25 protein-coding genes and 1 rRNA gene are annotated in these 23,516 nt (G+C 43.8%); 4 read left to right on the top strand and 22 right to left on the bottom strand.

The window, feature by feature from the left end:
- Positions 1-77 precede the first annotated feature (77 nt).
- Positions 78-434, top strand: a complete 357-nt coding sequence (locus BLQ60_RS11340; protein WP_092620505.1) for a VOC family protein — start codon at positions 78-80, stop codon at positions 432-434.
- A 76-nt stretch (positions 435-510) separates the two neighbouring features.
- Here BLQ60_RS11340 and BLQ60_RS11335 read toward each other — a convergent pair whose 3' ends face one another.
- Both BLQ60_RS11335 and BLQ60_RS11330 read right to left on the bottom strand, forming a co-directional pair.
- Positions 511-957 carry a DUF1569 domain-containing protein gene (locus BLQ60_RS11335; RefSeq protein WP_092620502.1) on the bottom strand — a complete coding sequence of 149 codons (447 nt, stop codon included), beginning with the start codon at positions 955-957 and terminating at the stop codon, positions 511-513.
- A gap of 40 nt (positions 958-997) precedes the next feature.
- Positions 998-1,531, bottom strand: coding sequence for an Mpo1 family 2-hydroxy fatty acid dioxygenase (locus BLQ60_RS11330; protein WP_092620499.1), 534 nt, complete (start codon positions 1,529-1,531; stop codon positions 998-1,000).
- A 135-nt stretch (positions 1,532-1,666) separates the two neighbouring features.
- Between BLQ60_RS11330 and BLQ60_RS11325 the strand changes: the two genes are divergently transcribed.
- Positions 1,667-2,374 carry a Crp/Fnr family transcriptional regulator gene (locus BLQ60_RS11325; RefSeq protein ID WP_092620496.1) on the top strand — a complete coding sequence of 236 codons (708 nt, stop codon included), beginning with the start codon at positions 1,667-1,669 and terminating at the stop codon, positions 2,372-2,374.
- 106 nt (positions 2,375-2,480) lie between these two features.
- Here BLQ60_RS11325 and BLQ60_RS11320 read toward each other — a convergent pair whose 3' ends face one another.
- From BLQ60_RS11320 to BLQ60_RS11240, 17 genes are all read right to left on the bottom strand, one after another.
- Positions 2,481-3,095, bottom strand: a complete 615-nt coding sequence (locus tag BLQ60_RS11320) for a 4'-phosphopantetheinyl transferase family protein (protein ID WP_092620493.1) — start codon at positions 3,093-3,095, stop codon at positions 2,481-2,483.
- Positions 3,096-3,188: 93 nt separating this feature from the next.
- Positions 3,189-3,503, bottom strand: a complete 315-nt coding sequence (locus tag BLQ60_RS11315) for an AzlD family protein (protein WP_092620490.1) — start codon at positions 3,501-3,503, stop codon at positions 3,189-3,191.
- A gap of 2 nt (positions 3,504-3,505) precedes the next feature.
- Positions 3,506-4,324: an AzlC family ABC transporter permease gene (locus BLQ60_RS11310; RefSeq protein WP_244516034.1), complete on the bottom strand. Its 819-nt coding sequence runs from the start codon at positions 4,322-4,324 to the stop codon at positions 3,506-3,508.
- A gap of 211 nt (positions 4,325-4,535) precedes the next feature.
- Positions 4,536-5,021 (bottom strand): hotdog family protein, encoded by a 486-nt coding sequence (locus BLQ60_RS11305; protein ID WP_092620487.1) that lies wholly within the window; start codon positions 5,019-5,021, stop codon positions 4,536-4,538.
- Positions 5,022-5,069: 48 nt separating this feature from the next.
- Entirely contained in the window at positions 5,070-5,474 is a 405-nt protein-coding gene (locus BLQ60_RS11300; protein WP_092620484.1) for an ApeI family dehydratase, read from the bottom strand.
- Between the two features lie 471 nt (positions 5,475-5,945).
- A complete protein-coding gene (der, locus tag BLQ60_RS11295) occupies positions 5,946-7,355 on the bottom strand; it encodes a ribosome biogenesis GTPase Der (RefSeq protein WP_092620482.1) in 1,410 nt (469 codons plus the stop codon).
- A gap of 171 nt (positions 7,356-7,526) precedes the next feature.
- The gene (bamB, locus tag BLQ60_RS11290; protein ID WP_092620479.1) at positions 7,527-8,681 is read right to left on the bottom strand and encodes an outer membrane protein assembly factor BamB; all 1,155 of its coding nucleotides are present in this window, start codon (positions 8,679-8,681) and stop codon (positions 7,527-7,529) included.
- Positions 8,682-8,684: 3 nt separating this feature from the next.
- Positions 8,685-9,470, bottom strand: coding sequence for a YfgM family protein (locus tag BLQ60_RS11285; RefSeq protein WP_092620476.1), 786 nt, complete (start codon positions 9,468-9,470; stop codon positions 8,685-8,687).
- 76 nt (positions 9,471-9,546) lie between these two features.
- Positions 9,547-10,836: a histidine--tRNA ligase gene (hisS, locus tag BLQ60_RS11280; RefSeq protein WP_092620473.1), complete on the bottom strand. Its 1,290-nt coding sequence runs from the start codon at positions 10,834-10,836 to the stop codon at positions 9,547-9,549.
- 81 nt (positions 10,837-10,917) lie between these two features.
- Positions 10,918-12,036 (bottom strand): flavodoxin-dependent (E)-4-hydroxy-3-methylbut-2-enyl-diphosphate synthase, encoded by a 1,119-nt coding sequence (ispG, locus tag BLQ60_RS11275; protein WP_092620470.1) that lies wholly within the window; start codon positions 12,034-12,036, stop codon positions 10,918-10,920.
- A gap of 69 nt (positions 12,037-12,105) precedes the next feature.
- Positions 12,106-12,915, bottom strand: coding sequence for a helix-turn-helix domain-containing protein (locus BLQ60_RS11270; protein WP_092620467.1), 810 nt, complete (start codon positions 12,913-12,915; stop codon positions 12,106-12,108).
- Positions 12,906-13,727, bottom strand: coding sequence for a type IV pilus biogenesis/stability protein PilW (pilW, locus tag BLQ60_RS11265; protein ID WP_092620464.1), 822 nt, complete (start codon positions 13,725-13,727; stop codon positions 12,906-12,908). Before pilW ends, BLQ60_RS11270 begins: the two co-directional genes overlap by 10 nt.
- A gap of 48 nt (positions 13,728-13,775) precedes the next feature.
- On the bottom strand, positions 13,776-15,020 hold the full coding sequence (rlmN, locus tag BLQ60_RS11260; protein WP_092620461.1) for a dual-specificity RNA methyltransferase RlmN: 1,245 nt from the start codon (positions 15,018-15,020) through the stop codon (positions 13,776-13,778).
- Positions 15,021-15,234: 214 nt separating this feature from the next.
- Positions 15,235-15,666, bottom strand: coding sequence for a nucleoside-diphosphate kinase (gene ndk, locus BLQ60_RS11255; RefSeq protein ID WP_092620458.1), 432 nt, complete (start codon positions 15,664-15,666; stop codon positions 15,235-15,237).
- Positions 15,667-15,846: 180 nt separating this feature from the next.
- Positions 15,847-16,047 carry a Fe-S cluster assembly protein IscX gene (gene iscX, locus BLQ60_RS11250; protein ID WP_092620455.1) on the bottom strand — a complete coding sequence of 67 codons (201 nt, stop codon included), beginning with the start codon at positions 16,045-16,047 and terminating at the stop codon, positions 15,847-15,849.
- Positions 16,048-16,196: 149 nt separating this feature from the next.
- Positions 16,197-16,751, bottom strand: a complete 555-nt coding sequence (locus BLQ60_RS11245) for a phosphatase PAP2 family protein (RefSeq protein WP_092620452.1) — start codon at positions 16,749-16,751, stop codon at positions 16,197-16,199.
- Positions 16,752-16,956: 205 nt separating this feature from the next.
- Positions 16,957-18,204: a glycosyltransferase family 4 protein gene (locus tag BLQ60_RS11240; RefSeq protein ID WP_092620449.1), complete on the bottom strand. Its 1,248-nt coding sequence runs from the start codon at positions 18,202-18,204 to the stop codon at positions 16,957-16,959.
- A 332-nt stretch (positions 18,205-18,536) separates the two neighbouring features.
- On the opposite strand from BLQ60_RS11240, the gene acnA reads away from it, so the two are divergent.
- Together acnA and BLQ60_RS11230 are read left to right on the top strand one after the other, a co-directional pair.
- Positions 18,537-21,344: an aconitate hydratase AcnA gene (gene acnA / locus BLQ60_RS11235; protein WP_092620446.1), complete on the top strand. Its 2,808-nt coding sequence runs from the start codon at positions 18,537-18,539 to the stop codon at positions 21,342-21,344.
- A gap of 114 nt (positions 21,345-21,458) precedes the next feature.
- Positions 21,459-22,217: a hypothetical protein gene (locus BLQ60_RS11230; RefSeq protein WP_092620443.1), complete on the top strand. Its 759-nt coding sequence runs from the start codon at positions 21,459-21,461 to the stop codon at positions 22,215-22,217.
- Positions 22,218-22,311: 94 nt separating this feature from the next.
- Here BLQ60_RS11230 and BLQ60_RS11225 read toward each other — a convergent pair whose 3' ends face one another.
- The 3 genes from BLQ60_RS11225 to rrf all read right to left on the bottom strand — a co-directional run.
- Positions 22,312-22,656, bottom strand: coding sequence for a hypothetical protein (locus tag BLQ60_RS11225; RefSeq protein ID WP_092620440.1), 345 nt, complete (start codon positions 22,654-22,656; stop codon positions 22,312-22,314).
- 134 nt (positions 22,657-22,790) lie between these two features.
- The gene (locus BLQ60_RS11220) at positions 22,791-23,285 is read right to left on the bottom strand and encodes a hypothetical protein (protein ID WP_143005217.1); all 495 of its coding nucleotides are present in this window, start codon (positions 23,283-23,285) and stop codon (positions 22,791-22,793) included.
- Between the two features lie 141 nt (positions 23,286-23,426).
- Positions 23,427-23,516, bottom strand: a 5S ribosomal RNA gene (rrf, locus tag BLQ60_RS11215); the annotation flags it as partial.

Raw genomic sequence — 23,516 nt, 5'->3', positions numbered from 1 at the left:
ACAGCATAAAATCATGTTTATTTTTGAGATGATTGATTAAAATCAATGTTCACCAATCACAATAAGAACCGCAGATTATGACCACCGCAATTCTCAACACCATCATCATCTATGCCAAAGACATGCAACGTACAGCGCTATTTTATCAACAACATTTTGGCTTGATCAGCACAGGTGAAATTGTGGATGGTTTAATTGAATTGAGTGCAGAATCTGGCGTGCAAATCTTAATTCATCAAGCTGCAAAATCGATCAAACTCGGTCAAGTTGCAGTAAAATTGAGCTTTAGCGTTACTGATGTCGAGCAGTTTATCCAACAGTCCACATTAAATTTTGGCAAAATTCATCAGGCAAATGGCTATCAGTTTGCCAATAGCAAAGACCCTGATGGTAACTTGATTAGTATATCGAGCAGAGCCTATCGAGTTCAATAGCTACTGATTAAAGCAGATCTGGAAACTCGGAATGAATCAAAACAACTCCGAGTCACCCCGTTCACCTGCGCTAGCACTAATTGCAAAACTGCACTTCTGAAAAATGATCTTTGAGGTGCAACGTAAAATAACGATCATAGTCCGCATGACTCATCTGCCCAAAGATAAAGTGCGGCTGCAACATTCCTTGATAGGATTGAAATTGCGCAATACTCTGTAACAGCACATCAATCGCCGACTGCGCATTGATTTCTATTGGCTTCGCCCCGACCAATGGTGCTTGCAAATTATGGCTCATCTTGCCACGAAACAAAAATATTTTTAAGATCAAGGCTCCGATACTATGCCGAAACCACAACGGCTTGAGCGTAGGATAACCCTGCATCGAACACAGTATCGTCTGCGCGCAGTGTTCGCAGATTTGCGCCAGAGTCCAATGTAGAGTTTGTGCAGTCTTGCCCTGTTGCGCCATTAAAAACTGCTTAAATTGCGCTAAATTTTGTATAGATGTCATGTCTTGCATAAACCACTCATTTTTCCAAATTACAAATGCTTCGGTTCATTTACACAGCGTGTTTGCTTGTCGCATTCAACTGACGGCGTATCTGAACCGCCTGTGTGGTGATGTCTTTTTCAAGCTGTGGACGGTAGCCAAGTTTGAACATGATCTCTGCCAGTACAAACATCGGACCAATGAGCAGACCTTTTAAATCATCAAAAAATGCAGGTTTCATTTTTTCATAAGCATGTCCGATAAACTGAATAATCCAACCCACTACAAATAAACCAAGCGTACTGCCCAACCAGATCATGAGCGACGCATCGGCTAAGGGCTGAATCAGATAAGCGGTGCTGATTAAAATCAAAAATAAAATCCCGCCCATCACCCGATCTAGACTTAAATAATAGATTGAGCTGATCACAATCATCAGCTGTGCAAAGTCCATCTCCAGCCCTGCGATACTCCACTGCCAACGGGCAAACAGCAAAATCACCGAAGTCACAATCAGCGGTACACCCACGATATGCGTGGCAACATTTTTTTTGCTTAAGTGATAGGCACCATACTGGCTCAGGTTTTGTGTTAATTTATCCATGATCTGCTCATCCTTGTATTTCAACATTGGCTTAGGTCTGGGCAGTATATGACGATGCAGAAGTGCCAGTTGTCAGTTGGATGACAACTCTGACCGATCGAAATATTTAGTAAGCCAAGTCAACAAAGGAACTGCATGACGACCTCATTACATCAACAGCTTTGCGCTAACGCATGGTATGCCACCCTACCTGAGGATTTTCAGCAATTTATCCTCAATATGCATAAAACCGTACAGCTCGAAAAAGGTCAGGTTTTGTTCTTTCGGGGCGATGTCGATGATGGCATGTATGCGATTTTAAACGGCGCAATTCAGCTCGGTTTTAGTGATGCCGAAGGTCGTGAATCACTGATGCTGATTGCTGAAGCCAATCTGTGGTTTGGGGAAATTTCTCTGATCGATGGCAAGCCCCGTACTCATGATGCGATAGCCTTACAATCCACCACGCTCATGCACTTACCCAAAGCCATTTTGCTGGATTTTTTACATCTACATCCTGATTATTGGCGCCACATTGCCTTATTACTCAGCCAAAAAATTCGTCCCCTATTACTCGAGATCGAAGTGCTCCAACACGGCTCCTTGACGCAACGCCTTGCACGTCGCTTATTGATGATTCTGCACAGTTATGATGATCGTAATGCCATTCAAAACAGACAGATCGAACTTTCCCAAGAGCGTCTGGCGCTGATGCTATCGCTTTCTCGACAACGGATTAACGGCTTACTCCATGAGCTCGAAGATGCACAGATCATCAAACGTGAATTTAAAAGTATTCACATTTTAGATATTGAACGATTAAAACAATTGGCAGAAGCAAGTACGGAAACAAATGATGAATAACTTTTATCGCCTTCTCTTTGAAAATCAGGTTGGCAATTTAAAATAACTTTGTCTTTTTAAAATCACTTTTCTTTTAAAATCCTAGATTCTCAAATGAAGTGCTCTTTTAAAACCAATGTATGTCTTGTAAAAGATGTGTGCTGGGATAAGCCACCGTCAGCATCGTATGTGCTGTGATGATATTTTGATAATAAAAACTGCCCAATAATTCGTGTTCCACCATACCAAAATCCCACGTCGGATGGGCATGGGTATTTAAGGTATTCAGTGATAGACGAATGCCCATACCATGCGCTTTGAGCACCGCTTCTTTGATCGTCCAGACCTTAAACCAAAATTGTCGATCATAATTTAGCGCTTGCCACGTGTGCATTTCTTCAGGATGAAAGGCATGCGCCGCCAATGCTTCAAAGCGGACTTGGCGCTGTAAATCTTCAACATCCACGCCGATCTGAGCAATCTCATCACTGATCGCCATCGCATAACTGTGCTGACTATGCGATTGATTAAACTGAAATGTGTTTGGACATTTTAAAATCGGTTTACCAAATTCATTGGCTTCGATCTGCAATTGTTCAACAGCTTTCCCTGTCACCTGTGCAATCAAACGCCGTTGATAAGAGCGCAACTGCGCACGCTGAGCCTCATCCAAACGACGACGTTTCATCGCTGGTGCTTCACCAACGATGTGATCTAAAGGCTGTATATGTAGATGAATCATAACAATGATCTTTTTTAAATTACCGATCTTTTTAAATAACCGATTTTAAATTTACCAACTTTTAAATTTACCAACTTTTAAATTTACCGATGTTTAGAATAAAAACTGCCGCCCCATTGCTGCGGCGAATATCCCTGCACTCATAGCAACAATGGGCATCTTAAACACCAGCATTAACACAAAAGTCGTGATCAGCGCCAATCGCCCTGCCATATCTGTTTCTAGCATGATCGGTGCAATTAAAGCAATAAAGACCGACGCCGACATCGCCTGAATAAAACGCTGTACCCGATCACTCAGTGGAATGTATGACATGATAAACACTCCGCCCCAACGGGTTGCCAGTGTCACAAGTGCCATTATCACGATGACCACGGTCATATTTGAGGTTTGCAAAATTGAGAACATGATTAGTCTTTCGCCTCGCTATGCTGAGTCGTCGTGTCGTGCTGGATCGTGGAATCGCCTTGAGTGGTATCGTCCTGAGTCGGTTTTTCTTTCCAGAGCATACCAATCACCCCGCCAATACAACTCGCCACCAAAACATGCATATTTTTTGGCAAATACAAATACGCCAAAATCGACACGCAAAAGACCACCGCCCAAATCGTCATCATGCGTAAATCTTGCTTACCACCTGTTGCCATGGCGAGCAGGAAACACGCCATCACCATATCCAGTCCCCAGCGCTCAGGATGGGCAACGATCCCACCCAAATACATACCGAGAATCGTCCCGATCAGCCACGCCAGCCACAGTCCAATCCCGCCACCAATCAGCAAGCCATAGCCCGAAACCTTATTTTCAAAGGACTGCTGTGCATAGGCCCAATTGGCATCAGTCAGTACCAGCAACATGCTATACCGCTTCACAGGATTGAGCGGACTGAGCCACGGATAGAGCGCAGCACCCATCAAAATATGCCGAGCATTGATAAAAAATACAGTGATGATCAGTGGAATGATTGGAATCGAGCTACTTTGCAACATCTCCAACACTGCAAACTGTGATGCACCCGCAAACACAAAGGCACTCATCGCCACGATTTCTGGATTGCTGAGCTGTGCTTGTACTGCAGCCAAACCAAAGGCACAACCAAACAGCACCACAAAGAATGAAATCGGTAATAATTGCACAAATCCTAGCCAAATTAATCGTCGACTAATCTTGGTGGAAACTGCTGGCGCAGTATAAGAATGGGAGGATTGGGCAAGATCATGATTGGACACGATGCACACTCGACATAACGGATAGAATAAGAACAAAATACAAAGGCAATAAAAATGCGCTGTGCAGTATATCGCAACAGCGCATCAAGACGGTTAAAGTCGCCGAAACTTACAAGATATTACAATTCAAACAATACGGATATAAAAGATCCTGATTTAACCGATACTGATACAAAAGATATTCCGTTAAAAACAACTCACAATAGCCAAGCTACATTGGCAGTACGCTAGAGGTATCGTCAGGCTGTGCCACCAATAGGGATGCAGTCGATACGCCTTTTTCAGTGGTGATCTTACAATCAAACATCCCAATCTTTTGACGGTTTAAGAAGTTCAAATGAATTTCCACACTCAACAACTCGCCCACTGTGAAAAATTCCTGCGCCATATCAAACTTCTTTGCCCCAAGCAAAAAGCCGAGTTTAGGTTCGTTACCCGCTAAACGCTGTTCAATCCCGCCATACATGGCAATGGTTTGCGCCATGATTTCAATACCAACCCAGCTTGGTAGACCTTCAGCTTGCATGAATGGCAATTGGTCGGTAATCGTCACTTTGGAAATACAGCCCTTCTCTGTCACCGTGACCAATTCATCAATCAACAGCATTGGCTTGCGATGTGGAATGTAATATTCCGCATGGTGAGGCAATTGTGCAACTTTTTGCGGATCGATAGCAAAACTGGCTTCTTTACTCATGATGTATACCTAAAATTTTCATAACTCTCTATGCCCAGCCACATTGGCTCAATGCATTAATTCTTGTGATGATGCGTGCTGTGTTGACATCGTAGACTGCGCTGCCAATTGTGTTTTAAACATCATGCGACCACTGGCTAGCGGCTCTTGCATGGCATTGCTGACTTTAAACTGAATACTGTGATCTTGTGGTTCAATCTGAATAAAAATATCTTGCTCAGGAAAAATAAAACCTTGGAAGCGTAATTGTTCAATTTTTTCTAAATCTTGAAAATTGGCAAAATGTTCTTCGACAATGGCTTTGACCATGGCAATTTGTGCCACACCAGGAAACACAGGACAGTTTGGAAAATGCCCAGCAAAGGCTTTTAAGCCAGCATCCAATCGTGCGGAAAATAAAAACTGCTGATCATTGGACTTAATCAAGTTACTGTGTGGAATATATGCACTCATGTCATACCCTTATATCAACTGCGATTCAGTTCACTGCACGACCTTATTTATGATTCTCAGTCTACTTATTTCAGTGAACATTTGTATTGTTTGTTAGATTACGTGTTTGGAAAACCTGTGCCAATGGCGAAATCAGGTCAATTCATCTCTTGGCAATTGATCAAATACATCAAGATTTCTACTTTGATTATGAACCTTTCAACATATTGCACAAGCACTATCAAACATCTCGACATACATTAAGCAGAAAATCGAGGTCAATAGATCAGCCAACTCATCAACTTAAAACACCAACCGAAATAAAAAGAAGCTGTCTCAAAACTATAAAACCCCCTTTAATTTCCCCTTCACAAGGGGAAGACCATTCAATAAAATCAAATGGTTAAAATTCCTCCCCTTTTTAAGGGGAGGCTAGGTGGGGTTGAAAATTGGATTTTGAGACAGCTTCTTTGAGTACGATCGCAAAGAAAATTAACGCTTATATTTTTTCTCAGCTTTTTTAAATTTTTGTACATAACGACGACGACGTGCCGCAGTGCGTTCATCGAGCTGAGATTTACGCCCTTCAAACGGATTAGCAGAGGTTTTAAAGTCGATGCGTACTGGTGTACCTTCGAGCTTATAGACTCTGCGGAAGACATTTTCCAAATAACGACGATAATCCGCAGGGGTTTTATCGACTTTATTGCCATGAATGACGATGGTCGGTGGATTTTGCCCGCCCATATGTGCATAACGCATTTTAATACGACGCCCTTGCACCTGTGGTGGCTGATGCTGATCAGTCGCATCATTCAAGATTTGCGTAAGTTTTGCAGGGCTGACTTTGAGATTCGCCGATTCATAAGCACGGTGAATCGATGGATATAAATCACCCACACCCGTACCATGTAGCGCAGAAATCAAATGAATCTTTGCCCACGGAATAAAATCAAAGCGACGCTCGACGTCATTCTTCACTTGTTTGCGCTCGTATTCGCTCATGCCATCCCATTTATTAATGGCAATGACCATCGCTCGACCTGCTTCTAAGGCATAACCAATCAGATGCAAATCTTGCTCAACAATGCCTTCTCGGGCGTCAATAACGATCACGACCACATGCGCATCTTTGATCGCTTGCAAGGTTTTCACGATTGAGAATTTTTCAATCGACTCATCGACCTTCCCTTTACGGCGCACACCTGCGGTATCGATCAAGGTATATTGACGTTCGTTACGCTCAAACGGAATATAGATCGAATCCCGTGTCGTGCCTGGCATGTCAAATACCACCACACGATCTTCACCGAGCAAGCGATTGACCAAAGTCGACTTTCCGACATTCGGACGACCTATCATGGCTAAACGAAGCCCAGTTTGCTTATCGAGCTCTTCAGGATTTTCATCTTCTGGTACATCAACCAAGACGTCCTCAAGCATCTGCGCAATACCACGACCGTGACTGGCTGCCACTTGAATTGGTTCGCCAAGTCCGAGTTTATAAAACTCAGCGACTGCCGCTTCGGCATGTGTGCCATCGACTTTGTTAGCAACCACGAATACTTTTTTACCCAAAGTACGCAGTTCACGAGCCACTTGCTCATCCGATGCCAGCAAGCCAGCACGGGCATCGACCACAAACAATACGATGTCGGCTTCATGAATCGCCGTTTGCGATTGCTCTGCCATGTAGGCATCAATGCCCTGCTCGCTTTCACCGATACCGCCCGTATCGACCACGATAAAGGATTTATTCTGATAGCTGGCGTCACCATACTTTCGGTCCCGTGTTAAGCCTGCGAAATCCGCAACCAAAGCATCACGACTCTTGGTGATTTGATTAAAAAGCGTGGATTTCCCAACATTAGGACGTCCAATAAGTGCGATAACTGGTTTCATAAACGACTGAACACGCTAAAAATTTTAAAAAACTAAAAAGCCAAAATGCGCTTGACTCCGATTTTACGTCGTCAAACGCATTCTGATGAATTTTAAGCATTATACAGCCATTCCAGACTGCATGCTTTGCAAGATTGGCTTTATTTCACCCCAGCAGGCTGAGGATTGAAATTAATTCACCAAATTTTGCCACACTGTATAATGCCCTTTGTCGGTTGCCACGTAGAGCAGGTTGTCTTCGACACGAAGATCACGCACCTGTCCTTTGGTTTCAGCACGACCATGAATCTGACCTGTGGCAGGGTCGATGAGATGCAATACGCCATCATAATCACCAACCACCAAAACACCGCCAAGCAATACTGGATTACTCAAGCCACGATGTAACAATTGATCATTTTCCCACAACTTTGAGCCATCAGCAAAATTGTATGCCACTAAGCGACCGTCGCTATTTGCCACATAGACGGCATTGCCATCCGCTGCAGGGCTAGTCAAACTGCTGGCATCTTCAGACCAACGCACTTGTTGCGATGCAAGGTCAACCATGGTCACTTGTCCTTGATAGCTCACCGTCACCATATTGCCGTTGACCACCACAGGACGACTGTCAATATCAATTAAACGTGCAATATCACCACGTCCTTCACTCACCGCAACACGACGCTGCCAACGTGGTACACCTGTAATCAAATCCAGCGCATAAACATAGGCATTGGCAGTTGCTACACCGACAGTACGGCTATCGAGCAAAGTTGGCATCGCATAACCACGCACACTCAGCGGTGCATTCGGCAAGTCAAACGTCCACACCATCTGTCCCGATGCAGCGTCATGGGTATACACCGTACCATCATTGGTAATGGTCACCACACGATTTTGCTCGATCAGCGATGGACTTAAAATCGAACCTGTTAGTTGTTGCGTCCACACGGTTTCACCCGTTTGTGCATTCAAGGCAATCAATTTACCTTGACGTGTACCGACCACAGCGATTCCGCTACCCACAGAAATTCCTGCGGTTAATTCTTTGCTTGGACGCACTTCCCAGAGACGTTTTTTGCCGTCATAGGCAGTCACTTCGCCATCTGGATCGACGCTATAAAACACATTATTGGCACGATCAAGCTGTAAATATAATGAGTCATGTTTTGGGCTAGACGAGACGCTACTCGAAAAAACTTGATTCAAACCTTGTGTGACTTGAATCTTTGGCAATGGGTTTGGTTTTGCCTCTTCGACTTTGATCCCACCTTTACTGGCACAGCCAATTAATGCTAACGAGAGAAGCGTTGCTGCAAAAGGAAGTTTGATCATATTTTTCATGTCTTAAGACTCACTCGCTGTATTGTCTGTGGCTGTGTTTTCTGTCGCAGCATTTGCATCAGAGTTTGCCGTATCTGCACCATTGTTCGGTGCAGATGCTGGCGCTGAAGTTTGAATTGGACTTTCAATTTCAGGATCTTCTACCATTACGCCAACATTTGCCAATTTAATTTGTAATAATTCACGAGGTTGCTTGCGTTCTAGCAAGACATCCCATGCTTTTTTGTAAGACTTTTGTGCCTCATCGATTTTTTTCTGCGCCACATAAATATCACCACGGGCTTCTTCAACCGTCGGTGTAAAACTTTCATTTTTCACCAATGCCAAGTATTTCAAGGCTTGATCCAATTGATTTTGCTCGATCTGAGTATAAGCAAGACGCAGATTAACAATGGCTTTTAAACCCTCATCATCGACTTTACTGCTTTGTGCTGCAGTGAGAATTTTGCTCGCTGTTTGATAATCTTTTTTGTCAAAGGCGAGTTTTGCCAAGACCAATTGTGATTGCAATGCTTGCGCGCTGTCTGGTGCCTCTTTGACGATAGCATTGGCATCGGCTTGCAATTTTTTGTAAGCGGCATCGTCAGCGCTGGCTTGTTCCTGCGCATTTAAAATTTGCTGATACTGCACGGTGCGATTTGCCGACTCGATGCTTTGTTTTTTGTGCCACCATTGCCAGCCAAAAAAAGCACACAATGCCAACAACACACCAATCACGATCGGCGAGCCATAGCGCCCCATAAAAGACTTGAGTTGTTCTTTCTGTTCTTCGTCAGTCATTGCAGCCATGAATCTGTCCTTTTCCCATCTGGGTTTACACCAAGCAAATGCGTGGTGATGTCAAAAAATTTAAATACCAAAAAATTTAGTTGCCAAAAACAGTCGATAAAAATGATGCCAGCTCAGCAATCGCTAGCTGTTGCTGTTCACCATTGCCCAGTTGCTTTAACAAAACCTGTTGATCTTGCCACTCACGCTCACCCAAAATCAAGGCGAATTTTGCACCTGATTGATCCGCCTTTTTCATTTGGCTTTTCATACTGCCTTGCGAACCCGTTTTCAGGCGAATCGTGCTGTGCGATTGCTCAAATTGATCACGCAACTGCTCAGCAAGTACCAAGGCTTTACCCTGATACGCAGGTTCCGCCAATAAGAACACATCACAATCCGTGGTTGATTCAGTGAGTTGCTGTTCGAGTAAAAGCAGTAAACGCTCCATCCCCATGGCAAAACCGACCGCAGGCACAGATTGATCCGCCTTGCCTTTGAGCTGTCCAACCAAGCCATCATAGCGACCACCCGCACAGACTGTGCCTTGCGAGCCAAGATGTGTGGTCGTCCATTCAAAAACGGTCTTGTTGTAATAATCTAAGCCACGCACCAGCTTTTGATTGATGACAAATTGAATGCCTGCATCGCTTAAATACTGTTTCAGCTGTTCGAAATGGTTCAAACTGTCTTCTTTTAAGAAGTCATGTAACTTCGGCGCATCGGCAATGATTTTTTGCGTCGACTCAATTTTTGAATCCAAAATCCGCAGAGGATTGGTGCTTAAACGACGCTGTGAATCTTCATCAAGTGCATCTTTGTGTTGCTCAAGATAAGCCACTAAAGCATTGCGATATTCAGTGCGCTCATCGACTTCACCCAAGGTATTCAGTTCAAGCTGTACTTTGTCCGCCACGCCCATACGTTGCCAGAGGCGTGCCGTCATCAAGATCACTTCAGCATCCATATCAGGTGTTGCCACGCCAAAAGTTTCTACACCAAACTGGTGGAACTGACGATAGCGTCCTTTCTGCGGCTTTTCATAGCGAAACATCGGGCCAACATACCAGACACGAGGGGTCGCACCACGTAGTAAATTATGCTCAAGCATCGCACGTACACAACCCGCCGTGCCTTCTGGACGCAAAGTCAACGACTCAGGAGGATTGCCCTTGTCCAGAAAAGTGTACATTTCTTTTTCGACAATATCAGTCGCATCACCGATTGAACGCTTAAAAAGGTTGGTTTGTTCAACGATCGGTAGACGAATTTGCTGATAGCCGTAGGCATCCATCAATGCCGACAAATGCCCTTCTAGCTTGCGCCAAGCAGGTGTTTGACTTGGCAAAATATCATTAAACCCTTTGATTGCGACGATTGAACTCATGATCTTTGATACACACTTTTTTTAAATACGATTTCAGTAAACGGTTTCAACTTCTACAAAATTTGCAGCCAGTGACTGATATTACTCAGAACTGGTACGGAGAATCTCTTTCGCTTTGGCCTCTTCTGCCACTTGAATGCGATGACGCACCATGCTTTCGATTTCATCGACCAATTGATCGGTATCAATCAAATGGCTCTTTTCACCATTTTGATAGACCAATGATCTTGGACTAGCACCGACCACACCGATATCCGCTTCTTTGGCTTCACCAGGTCCATTGACCTTACAACCAATTACCGAGACATCCATCGGCAGACGCACATCTTCTAAACGCTCTTCTAGCATTTGCATGACTTTGATCACGTTAAACTCTTGGCGTGAACAGCTCGGACAAGCAATAAAGTTAATGCCGTTGGAGCGCAAACCCAATGATTTTAAAATATCAAAACCAATTTTCACTTCATCTTCAGGTTCAGCTGCCAGCGAAATCCGCATGGTATCGCCAATGCCTTCGAGCAATAATCCGCCCAGTGCAATCGCTGATTTAACTGTACCTGTACGATAAATGCCTGCCTCGGTCACACCAAGATGCAATGGATTATCAATTTGTTTGGACAGCAAACGATAAGCATCCATAGTCAAAAACACATTGGATGCTTTGACACTGACTTTAAATTCATGGAAGTTTAAACGATCTAAGATATCGATATGACGCATTGCCGATTCAAGCAAGGCTTGACCTGTCGGCTCGCCATATTTTTTTTGCAAATCTTTTTCCAGTGAACCCGCATTGACGCCAATACGCATGGAAATATCGTGATGACGTGCTGCGGCAACCACTTCTCGGATTTTATCTTCTGAGCCAATATTGCCTGGATTGATGCGTAGACAATCCGCACCATGATCGGCAACCGCTAAAGCAATTTTATAATCAAAATGAATATCTGCAACCAATGGCACGTCGACTTGCTTACGAATTTTTCCGAAAGCCTCGGCAGCCTGCATGGTTGGTACAGAGACTCGGACAATATCCGCACCCGCATCAACACAACGGTTAATCTGTGCCACCGTGGCATCGACGTCACAAGTTTCAGTATTGGTCATGGTCTGCACAGAGATCGGCGCATCACCACCAACATAGACCGATCCGACACGGATTTTGCGTGTCGGACGTCGTTGAATCGGATTTTCAATCATGCCAAATTACCTTCTCTATTCGCTTCGCACTGTAATGGACAATGGGACAGATCCTGCTATTGTTCACGTTTAAGGTGACAATCTAAAGTCAGCAGAACCGCTGGCGTTGGTATAACTGGATAAACCAATATCTTCATTGTTCAGTTTCAGTTTGACCGCTTCTGCATCATCAAGCCGAATGCTAAAAGGCGCCTGACCAGATAATGTCAAACTTTCACTTTGGCGACCTTGTGCTAAGGTTTTGCCTGCGCCATCTTGAATCATGACTGAGGTTGGTCGACTAAAATCAAGCACCAATTGATCACCCGCAGTGCTGGTCGCACCCGCAGCTGTGGTCGCAGTCGCATTATCAAACTCGATCACTTCTACTGCATTATTTGCACCAGTTGCTGGCGCATCACTATGACGCTTACTTAACCAGTTGGATACCACTGACCACAATGCCCAAATCACTGCAATGACGATAATCGCAAGGATGAGTTTTTTCAGCCAGCCTTTAGCACCACGACGCTTACGACTTGAGAGCTTGCCCATGATTTTAATCGGTGAGTCTTTTAAAGCATGACTTGAGCTCAGCCCTGTATCACTGCTATAAATTTCATCGAACCGCTGGATCAATGCTGTCGCATCGGCATTGAGAAATTTCGCATAAGCACGATAATAGCCCTTGATAAACGGTGCTTCAGGCAAGGCGTTATAGTCGTCTTTTTCTAAGGCGATCAGTTGTTTTTCAGAGATTTTTAACTCATGTGCCACTTCTGCCAGTTCTTTACCGCGAGACATACGAATCTGACGCAAATATTCGCCAGGTCGCTGTGCGCTCCCAATGCTTAAAGGTGTGGATGGATTGCTTTTGGGAGTGTTCGTATCTATTTCCATACGGCCTCAGAACTGTGTTGTAACTCTAAATAACGTTTGTATTCTTGACTATCAGGGAACTGGGCACGTAGTTGATTGACCAACACTTTCATGCCCAAATCATCATTACGGGCACGTGCCAGACGTAGCCCAATCCACAACGCTCTCGCCCCTTGGTTGGTCTGCCCTGTATAGCGGACGTAATCTTCATACATTTGCCCCGCCAATGTAAAGCGTTGTTGAAAATAAAGCAATTCCGCCAGCTCCAATCGTGCAATCAATGAGTCACGATTGGCTTGCAAGGCTTGGGTAAATGCTTTTTCCGCATTGGCGGTGTCACCGACTTTTAGATAAGTCCGCCCAAGATTTTCCAGTGCAGCATAGCGCTGTTCATAGCCCAAAGTCGCCCCAGCGATTTTAAACTGGGCAATCGCTTCAGGATAACGATCCAGCAAATACAAATACGTGCCGTAGTTATTTCTTGCCTGCGCATTGCTCCCGTCAATCGAGACAGCACGCTTGAAGTAGTCCTCGGCTTTTTTCATATTGCTTGGACTGCCTTCTTGTTGCAACAAGACACCCATCATCAAATTGGCATCGACAGAACGGGAATTGGTTTCTAAGGCTTGATCAAGCTCTCGCTTGGCTTTGTCCAGCTCATTCGAGCGAATATATTCTGCCGCAAGTTGCGTGCGCAACTTCACTGCTTTCTCAGGATCTTTTTCACCGAGTTTTGACGCTGGTCCTGTGGTCACACAGGCTGACAATACGGCGACTAGACTGCCAAGCATCGCCATTTTTAACGCAATCTGACGTAAACGAGCAACATTCATCCAAGCAATGACCTCATTAATTGTGCCGTTGACCTGACATCTTCGGCATTAATCACTTTGTGTTCTTAAAATTTCATTGTGCTGACTGGCAACTTTCTGCTTCCATTTCTCAGCACGACGTGTGCGATCGGCAACCTGTCCCACCAACTGACCACAAGCTGCATCAATATCGTCGCCACGTGTCTGACGAATGGTACAGACAAAACCTGCATCTGACAAAGTTTTTTGAAATGCCATGATGCGATTACGGCTCGAACGTCCATATGGCGCATGCGGAAATGGATTGAACGGAATTAGATTGATTTTACTTGGTAAATCTTTGAGTAGCTTTAACAATTGCTGTGCATGTTCTGCTTTGTCATTGACGCCATCCAGCATCACATATTCCACCGTGATGTGCTTACGGCTACTTTCATTGCCATCTTTGGCGATATAGCGCTGACACGCTGCAATCAATTGCTCAAGCGGATATTTCTTATTAATCGGCACCAACTCATTACGCAGTGGATCATTTGGCGCATGCAGTGAAATCGCCAATGCCACATCAATGGTCTGTGCCAATTTATCAATCATCGGCACCACACCCGAAGTTGACAAAGTCACACGGCGCTTCGACATCCCGTAAGCAAAATCATCCAGCATCAATGACATCGACGCCACTACAGGATCAAAATTCAGCAGTGGCTCACCCATACCCATCATCACCACGTTGGTCACGGTACGAGTACGATCGCCGACAGGTACATCTTCCATATAAGATTGATTCGCCACCCAAAGCTGACCGATGATTTCCGCAGGAGTTAAATCACGTTGGAAGCCTTGTTTACCCGTTGAGCAAAATGAACAATCCAGCGCACAGCCGACTTGCGATGAAATACACAAGGTTTTACGTGCACCCGTTTTATCATCGGCAGGAATCAGCACTGTTTCGACTAACGAACCTTCTCCTTCGCCGACACGGAATACCCATTTCCGAGTACCATCTTTAGAATAGTGCCGATGTACCACTTCAGGTGCTTGAACTTCTGCAATATTGACCAGCTTCTCTCGAAGTTTGCCCGAAATATTGGTCATGTCTGCAAAATCAGTCACGCCAAACTGATGAATCCACTTCATCACCTGCCCTGCACGAAACTTCTTCTCGCCCATCTGCTCAAAAAAGGCTTCCAGCTCGGCTCGGGTCATGCCCAATAAATTGGCTTTTGAGGAGTTCGTTTGCACTGTTTTTGGCACAGCTTCTCCCTGCAAAGTCGCATCTTGCGCAAGCGTAGAAATGGATTGAGCTGTGTTCATGCAAAACCTGCCATGTAGAAATGAAGAAGCGACCCGAGGACGCTAAAGAAAATAGAGGGCGCAAATTATAGCGGTTTCTTGCCATTTCCCCTAGCAAAAAACACAAAAAAGCCAGATAAGTATAGCACCAATCTGGCTCTGCAACGATGAGATTTGTCAGCTAGGCACATGACTTAAAAGTGCATTGCCCTATTGCCGACTATCCTCAATCAGATTAACGCGTACGTGGCGCAATCTCGTCAGCATTGAAGAAATAAGCCACTTCACGCTCAGCAGATGCAACTGAGTCAGAACCGTGTGCCGCATTTTCGTCGATGCTTACAGCGAAGTCTGCACGGATTGTACCTGGTGCTGCTTCTTTCGGGTTTGTAGCACCCAAAATTTCACGGTGCGCAAGTACAGCATTTTCGCCTTCAAGTACAGAGACAACCACAGGACCTGAAGTCATGAATGCAACGAGGTCATTGAAGAAACCACGCTCTTTGTGCTCAGCATAAAAACCTTCTGCATCCGCTTGAGTAAGTTGCTTATATTTCATTGCAACTGGTTTAAGACCAGCTTTTTCGAAACGTGCAACGATGTCGCCGATGTGGTTTTTGCCTACAGCATCAGGTTTGATAATTGATAAAGTACGTTCAATCGCCATGAGTGGCTCCTTAAATGTTTAAGAACAATAAATAATGAAAACGAAAAATTTGGCGCATTATATACGAGCGACAGGCACAAGATATAGTGCCAATTGTCCTGATTTTGACTCAGCCTGTACTTTTTCGATCAAATACAGATGTACAATCGCCAAATTCAGAGAAATGAGTGAGTGACGCAATTAGCGTGCTTCATCGATCCATGCCATTTGAATGGCTTCTAAAATCCCTTCGCTAGATTTGTTTGGATCATCTTCAAACTCAGGCAACTCACAAATCCAACGGTGCAAATCGGTAAAACGGATATATTGCGGGTCAACATCAGGATGCGCCTCATAAAGCTCAATCGCAATATCCATCGAATCTGTCCAACGTAGTGCCATAGCGTACCCTTTATTTCTATTTACAAAGTCAATTTACGAGATCAATGCAGGCTACTTTAACAAAATTCGACACAGACGCAATGCCTATCCGACTTCAATCCAGTTTTTCACGATTTGTCTTTATGGTTTGATGGATTGACGAGCATGGCTTAAAGCACGACACCTAAGAACGGCGCACACCATAAACTCAGCATCGCCACCACAAAACCAATACTCGCCCCAACGATCACATCGGTTGGATAATGCAAGCCTAGAATCATCCGAGATAAGCCCACCAAAATGGTAAATGGCAACATGATCGCCAACAACATCGACTCGATACTTCCCAGCACGGTACACGCCAACACCGCATGCAAAGTATGCCCCGATGGAAAGCTAAAGTGATCCAGTGGGCGTTCACCCAAACTAATTACTTGATGCACCTGATAAGGGCGTGGACGTACCGTATGACGTTTTAAGAGTTTATAAATTAACGTCCCGATACTGCCTGCAAGGACAATGTAGATCACTTGGCTAAAGTACGCCAAACCATTCATGCCCCAGACGATGGCAAGCATGATGTACCAAAATGCACCATCACCAAGACGACTCACTACTTTAAAAAACTTTGCCACATAAGGATGTGACGACCAATGATTGAGGTAAACACAACCTCGTAAATCCCAATCCAGTATCGCTTTTTGCGCAATTTTCATCTTATTCATGCGACTGCTCCTTGATTGATCTGCTCGATAGTCATTGTGCGATCACGCTTTTATCGCACCCAATTTTACTTTCATCTATTTCTGCTTTACCTGTTTCTGCTGTACCTGTTTCGACTTAATCAACGCCGTCTTCATTTGTCTTGCAACTTTTAAACCAACGCATTCCATTCCCAAAACATTTCAAGGTATTCCGCTTCATCGCACCTTAAAACTGCACATACATAGTCGGTTTCTTGGCATATTGCAATAAGGCATCTTCAAAGTCTGCAACTGGTCGATCCCAACCACAATCACCCACTTTTTCACTGGCGATCTGTCCCATATGCGCCAAGTCTTTCAGCGATGGTAGATTCATTAACGTCTTTTGCCATGCTGCTTTATCCGCAAAAGGCAGCAACCAACCTGTCCGAGCCTGTTCAACCATCAACGCAGGTGCTGCATAATTATAGGCAAGCACTGGCAAGCCACTTGCCATCGCCTCTAACACCACATTGCCGAAGGTATCGACTTCACTAGCAAACAAGAACGCATCCGCACTGGCATAGCACATCGCTAAAGATTCACCGACTTGCTCGCCCATAAAAATCACATCAGGATATTGTTGCTGTAATTCTTCACGGATTGGACCATCACCGACCACCACCATTTTCAGCTTACGTTGCGGTTGATGCTTTTTTAGCGCATAAAAACTTTGCAGGATAAACGGTACTTCTTTTTCAGGAGAGACGCGTCCAACAGATAACAGTACCGTGGTATTTTCATCCGCCTGCCAACGATGACGCAAACCTGAACTGCGTAAGTTGTGATTAAAACGCTGATTGTCTACGCCACGCCCGATGATGCGCATCGGACAGCGCAGACCAAACTGATTCAGCACCTGCCGTGTATCTTCACTCGGCACAAGCGTGAGATCGGTTTGATTGTGAAACCATTTCAGATATTGGCGTACAGGTTTAACCAGAAATGCCATATCAAAATAACGGCTAAAATCATGAAAAGATGAATGAAATCCACTGGAAATCGGAATCTGACGTAGTTTGGCTTGATTGAGTGCCGCTAACCCCAGTGGGCCTTCGGTGACGATATGCACAATGTCCGCTTTAAACTGATCCAACGCCTGACCGATCTTGAAAATCTGTGGCCAACCAAATTGGAGCTGACTATACTTTGGAATCGACTGCGAACGTACCACGCACTCTTGATCGGGATAAAAGCTATGATTTTTTTCGCTTTGTTGTGGACGAATTAATAGAATTTTATGTCCACGACGTTGCAAACCTTTGGTTAATTGCATCACTGACAAGGACACACCATTGATCTCAGGTGGCCACGTTTCGGTGACGATGGCAATGCGTAATTTGCGGGCAGGTGAGCTCGACTCAGGCTGTTGTTTTTTGTTCTGTTGTAATTTTGCTTGTGCATAATCCAGCACGACTGCAGAGGAATTGTTCATTCAACTTCCGAATTAAGTTTTGTTATTTTGCGATATTAAGTATAAATTTTGACCATTTTATGATCAAATGATGACAGTTTTCTGACAAACATCTGCACCCCAACATTATATCTAAAGTGCATTCAAAGCATTTTAAAAACCAAATTTTAAACTTTAGCGCTTCAAGTTTTTTTGAATAACTCATTCTGTAACAGATTATATCTATTACATTTTTCCCACCAAGTAATACAGCATAAAAATTGCACTCTAGCGCTGATTTGCTAAGCTATTTATTAGCAACCGAGGTTTTATCAGATTCATTTTTTAGCGGTATAAACAACAAGGAAGCCAACATGTCAGATATTTTTGAGGTAAAAAGTCAGTTAGAAATCGACGGAAAAAATCACAGCTACTATAGCTTAGCCAAGCTGACCGAGCGATTTTCAAATATTCAAACCTTGCCCTATTGCATGAAAATCGTGCTCGAAAATCTACTTCGCAATGAAGATGATGGGCAAAGTGTTGGTAAAAATCATATTGAAGCAGTGGCGAATTGGGACGCCAATGCCGAGCCGAGCCAAGAAATTGCATTCATGCCTGCACGTGTGGTGTTGCAAGATTTTACGGGTGTGCCATCGGTGGTCGACTTGGCGGCGATGCGTGATGCGGTGGTCAAGCTCGGCGGTCGTGCCGAACAGATTAACCCCTTTATTCCCAGTGAGTTAGTCGTCGATCACTCGGTACAAGTTGATGTCTACGGACGTGAGGATGCGCTCGATTTAAATAAGCAAATCGAATTTCAGCGTAACCAAGAGCGGTATGAATTTTTACATTGGGGACGTCAAGCCTTTCAAAATTTCCAAGTCGTCCCGCCTGCTACAGGGATTGTGCATCAGGTCAATCTCGAATATCTCGCCCGTGTGGTGATGGCATCTGAGCAAGATGGCGAGCTGTACGCCTATCCTGATACGGTATTTGGTACAGACAGCCACACCACCATGATCAACGGGATTGGTGTCCTTGGTTGGGGCGTTGGCGGAATTGAAGCAGAAGCGGCGATGCTTGGACAACCCGCATCGATGCTGATTCCTCAAGTGGTCGGTTTTAATATTACGGGCAAACTCAATGAAGGCGTTACTGCCACCGATCTCGTGCTCCGTGTGACAGAAATGCTTCGAGCACATGGTGTGGTCGGCAAATTTGTCGAGTTTTACGGCGAAGGACTGCACAATATGGCGCTTGCAGACCGAGCGACCATTGCCAACATGGCACCAGAATACGGCGCAACCTGTGGTATTTTCCCGATTGATCAAGTTGCGCTTGATTATTTACGTTTATCAGGTCGTGATGAAACGCAAATTTCCTTGGTCGAGCAATACGCCAAAGCACAAGGTTTATGGCACGACGAAAGCTCTCCTACCGCAAAATATTCGAGCAATCTTGAGCTGGATTTAAGCACCGTTGTACCATCACTTGCGGGGCCAAAATTACCGCATCATCGCATTGCACTGTCTGATATGCATAGCAGATTCGTAGAGACATTGGGCGAGATGAGTAAATCCCGTCAAAGCAAAGATGATGAAGCTCGATTTGCCAGTGAAGGTGGTGAACAAGCCCAAGCACAGGACTTAACGGCGTCTCCGAACTCTGCAAAAAGTGCAGAAAAAAATGTGCTACAGCGCTTCTTCTCTAAGGTCACTTTAGACGATCAAGAGTTTGAGCTCAAAGACGGCTCGGTGGTCATTGCTGCAATCACTTCATGTACCAACACATCCAATCCTGCGGTGATGATTGGTGCGGGCTTAGTCGCCCAAAACGCCGCAAAACTCGGCTTGAAAGCCAAACCATGGGTGAAAACTTCTCTTGCACCAGGCTCCAAAGTCGTCACAGATTATTTAGAAAAAACCGATTTAATGAATGCACTCGAAGCAGTTGGATTCTATCTGGTAGGTTATGGCTGTACCACTTGTATTGGTAACTCAGGGCCACTGCTGGACGAGATTGAACAAGGTATCGAAGAAAATGATCTGGTCGTGGCATCAGTGCTTTCAGGTAACCGTAACTTCGAAGGGCGAATTCACTCGCATGTCAAAACCAACTATCTTGCCTCACCGCCATTAGTGGTTGCTTATGCACTAGCAGGCACAGTCGACATTGACTTGACCCATGATCCGATTGGGCAAGATCAAGATGGTAAAGATATTTTCTTAAAAGACATCTGGCCAAGCAGTGCACAAATCGATGAATTGATTGCCAATAATATCGATGCCGATATGTTTCACAAAAATTATGGCGAAGTCTTCCAAGGTAGCGAGGAATGGAATGCGATCAGCTCACCTGACTCAGAGCTTTATCAGTGGAATGAAGAATCAACCTATATCAAAAATCCGCCATTTTTTGATGGCATGAACATGGAAGCCGAAGGTGTGCCAGATATTGAGCAGGCACGCATTTTGGGATTATTTGGCGACTCGATTACCACCGATCACATCTCACCTGCGGGTAGCATCGAGCCTGACTCTCCTGCTGGATTGTATTTACAAAGCCGTGGCGTCCTTGAGCAAGATTTTAATAGTTACGGCTCACGTCGTGGTAATGATGCGGTGATGACACGAGGGACTTTTGCCAATATTCGTATCAAAAACTTGATGATGAATGGCGAAGAAGGCGGTAATACCCTGTATTTCAATGCGGATCAAGCCAACTTAGCCGACGGCGAGAAAATGTCAATTTATGATGCTGCCATGAAATATAAAGATCAAAATCGTACATTGGTGGTACTTGGCGGTGAACAGTATGGCACAGGTTCAAGTCGTGACTGGGCTGCAAAAGGAACGATTCTACTCGGTGTCAAAGCCGTGCTCGCACAATCTTTCGAACGAATTCATCGTTCAAACTTGGTCGGCATGGGGGTATTACCACTGACCTTCAAAGAGGGTGAGTCAATTCAGAGTCATAATCTTGATGGGTCTGAAGTGCTTTCCATCACAGGACTAGACAATGGTGAAAGTAAAGTCGCCACAGTCACCGCATTACGTGCTGACGGATCAAGTGAATCATTCGAGGTAAATGTGATGCTCCAAACGCCGAAGGAACGTGAATATGTCCGTCATGGCGGCGTATTGCACTATGTACTTCGACAATTAGCCAGCAAAGCCTAAGGTACTAATTTATATTTAGTACCCAAAAAAAACAGCCACGATCATGTGGCTGTTTCTCTAGGAAACAACTAAAATATTGCAATCACTACTACCCAAATTAGCTTAATATCAGAAATGAATAAAAACTATAGAATAGAAGAAATTCAAACTAAACCTCCTACTTGGTATAAAACTTATTGGACTTACTACCAAAATATCAGACATGAAGTTTTGCCAATAGATAAAACACAACATACCAATTCGACTGATTTAGGTAGTTTTTGGGAAATCATGCCATTATTGATGCCTAATCATTTTGAAAGCTATGCGATTGTACTTCATCAGCACTCAGATGCTGATACTGATCGAGCTCTGCCTAAAACACAAAGATACTCTCGTCAAGAAATCTATGCAAAATTAAATATCCCTTACTTATCTGAGGATATTTACGATTTGGATTCATATGCACTAGCCGATTCCAAATTGTGGAAAAGTGAGTTGCGAGAAGAACTTTTCACATCACTTTTACAGCTAAATGGAGATTGTCATCCAAAACAATATGATTTTATAGTAAATATTATTTCCACATTAGAATTGAATACAGAAGTCTTCTATCACTATGACTTGCTAAAAGTTTTAGATAACTCTATATATCAAGAAAATGATAAAATGTTTTTTGGTGAATTATTGCAATATTCTAACCTAGTAAAAGCAACCAATATCGCATGTCAACCGACTGCAATATTTGCAAAAGATTCTAATTGGGCAATGATTACGGACTATGATCTACCCTATACATTTATTGGAGGAAAGCTGAGTTTAATCAAAAAACTCATCAATACACAATATGATATTTATGGGATTAGTCCTAGATTTAAAATAATCACTCACTGATTCTGCTTAGCAAAACGATTTACTTACTGATCGCCATAATGTTGTCGTTTCCGTTTGATTAAGTTTATTGAAATTTCACAGATTTTAAAAGCTACTAGAAATGGTCACTACGTTTGGTTAACTCAACCCCATCGACAACCATTTTCCAACGCCCGTCCTCCTGATAAGGCGGTTTTGACACGACAAAAGTCGTCGCCACAGGACCAATACCCACCACAAAATTATCACCATCAAAAGATTTTAACGGTCCTTTAATTGATTTGTCCGCCCCACCTTGCTGTCGATAATAAGCAACACTACCATCTTGTGTGATGCGTAAAGACATCGCCAAACCATGCCACTCACCGACGTAGTTTAATTTATCTTGTGGCAGAGGTTTAGCGCATGCAACCAGCAGAGAAAAAACACATCCAACAATAAATAATTTAATCATTTTCATATCAACAGCTCCGTTCTGTAGTAATTTCATTATGCGACCAAACAATACCTACAACAAAAGTACCTGTGATTCGTAGCAAAAACATTCTGTGCTATCGAATACAACTCAAAAACATATTGAAAAACAGATTAAAATCACACGCCTGTTTTATCATTTTGAATGATTTTAACCAATTGCAATTTTTTCATGTATGCATTCACCTCAACCAGCTGATAGTCCGCAACAACCTTAAACCTCGACTCAGACTCATACTCCCCCTCATATGATATGCGATACTGATCATTTTTCATTGGGCGCCAAGATCCACTACGGAGATGAAAAGCGCCAATACCGCAATCTAATGGTGCAGTATCGTCCAAAACAACTGTATCCATGCTAAGTAATCCCTGTGGATGAAAAATAGCTTGAAAACTACTTACAGCATTGGGAAATGGTTTAATATTTAACTCAAAAGCAACCCCATTTTCTAACTCCTGATAGAAGTCACCAACAAAATATTCTCCGATCAAAGGATCATCTGCAGTATATTGCTCAAAATGAGGCGCTTTACTGAAAAAACCACCACCCTGTTGCTGATTACAGTCAACAGTGCATAGCATGATAAATATACAGATTATTAATTTACTCATTGAAATGTAAATCCAAGAAAATTTTAATTATTATTGCTATAAAACTGACCAAAGTATGTAGTACTTATAAAATATTCTGATTTTGAAATTTTCTGCAATAAAGAAAGCCCCCACCTTTTAGGTGAGGGCTTTGGAATTAAAAGCTGGCGATGACTTACTCTCACATGGGTAACCCCACACTACCATCAGCGCTAAGTGGTTTCACTTCTGAGTTCGGGAAGGGATCAGGTG

This window comes from Acinetobacter marinus (genome assembly GCF_900096915.1).
GTDB lineage: Bacteria > Pseudomonadota > Gammaproteobacteria > Pseudomonadales > Moraxellaceae > Acinetobacter > Acinetobacter marinus.
The sequence above is the reverse complement of the archived record's forward strand: the minus strand, read 5'-3'. Positions and strand labels throughout refer to the sequence as shown.